At 72.6% G+C, this 1607-nt stretch carries 1 protein-coding gene; it reads right to left on the bottom strand.

Features of this window, described 5'->3' with window-relative positions:
• A partial coding sequence (locus LUZ64_RS36595; RefSeq protein ID WP_232390648.1) for an FAD/NAD(P)-binding protein occupies positions 1-1607 on the bottom strand: 1607 nt, incomplete at both ends.

Genomic DNA, 1607 nt, shown 5'->3' with positions numbered 1-1607 from the left:
ACGATCACGCCCGTCAGTTCCGCGTCGGCGACCTCGCGGCGCAGGGCGGGGGGTACGTGGGCGACGGGTGGGAGGGTGAGGACGGCGCGGGCGATGGCGTCGGAGTCGCCGAGGGTGACGGAGTCGACGCCGGGGCGGATGCCGGCCGCGGTCACCCAGTGCACCGATTCGGTGGGGACGCCGTAGGCGAAGCGCCGTGGATGGGCATGGCCCCTCCCGTCGATCACGTGGTACGGCCGCTCGGTGACCGCGAGACCGCCTGTCTCATAACTCGTACCCGACGCCGCGTCGATCCGGAAGGTCGTGATCTGGTCAGTGTTCAACAAATGCCGCAGCAGGGGATCCGCCGTCCGCCGCAGATCCGGCTCCGGCAGCCGCGCCTCGACCAGCGTCCGCGCCCGCACCGCGGCCCCCGGCACGGTGGTGGACGTGGCCACGAACGCCGGGTCCGCGGTGTCGATGCGCACCACCGTGCCCGGGCCCGTCACCTCCAGCACCCCCGCCTCGATCAGCGCGATCATCTCCTCGATCCGCGAAGCGGGCGGACCGATGGACAAGAACGCGTTCAGCGGCGTGTACCAGCCCTCCAGGTCGTCCCGGTGCGAGGCGCCCTCCAGGCCGCCGTGGTCCACCGCCAGCCGGATCTCGTTGCGCAGGTCCCGCATCACGTCCAGCGCCGCCTTCAGCGGCCCGCTCACGTTCCCCGCGCGCGCCGCCCGCACATCCGCCGCCAGATACCCCAGCAACCACTCCCGGAACTCACCCCGGTCCGCGAACACCCGCTCCCCGTAAGGCCGGGACAACCGCTCCCAGCTCCACCGGAGATCCGCGCCGATCCCGAACGCCTCCAGCAGTTCGGCCCGCTCGCCCTCGTCCTCCAGTGCCAGGAAGCGGTCGGCGAGGGGCTCGGCCTCCTCGGTGCGACCCAGGGAGCGCAGGAGGGTGGCGTAGTAGACGCTCTCCACCTCGCGGGCGATCAGCGGCCACAGGTCGGTGGAGAAGCGCACGAGCTCGCCGACCTCGGCGCGGTCGCGCAGGCCCGCGATGTACTCGGCGGTCAGCAGCTTGGGGAAGTAACGGCCGTACGCGCCCTTCTCGTTCTCGCCCCGCGCGTGGTAAGGGATGCCGCGCCGGGAGAACGCGTAGAGCTTCGGCTCCCGCCCGGACGGACGGTAGACCAGCTTCCCGTCCTCGCGGGTGAACGTCCCGCCGCGCCCGGCCGTGAACAGCGCCATGTGGTCGAAGAAGTTGAGGCCGAGGCCGCGCAGCAGCACCGGCTCGCCGCCCCGGACGCCGCTCAGGTCCAGGTCGGCGGGGTTGGCGGGCGTGACGTAGTCCAGGTGGTGGATGCGGGCCAGGCTGGACGTCCGTGCCTCGCGCGGCGAGAGGTGGGCCGGCACATGGCCGAGCGCCATCACGATCGCGTCCAGTTGGTTCAGCCGGGTGCCGTCCTCCAGCCGGACGCCCTGCGGGCCGCCGGTCACCCCCTCGGTGTCGGCCATGGCGACGGCGCGGGAGCGGTGCACGAGCACCGTGACGTGTTCCGGGGCGCGGGCCACGACCTGGAGGAAGCTGTCGTGGAGGTAGCGGCCGTAGAACGCCCGGGT

The organism is Streptomyces albireticuli (assembly GCF_021228125.1).
Lineage (GTDB): Bacteria > Actinomycetota > Actinomycetes > Streptomycetales > Streptomycetaceae > Streptomyces > Streptomyces albireticuli.
Note: the sequence above shows the minus strand (reverse complement) of the source record. Positions and strands in the feature narration are given on the sequence as shown.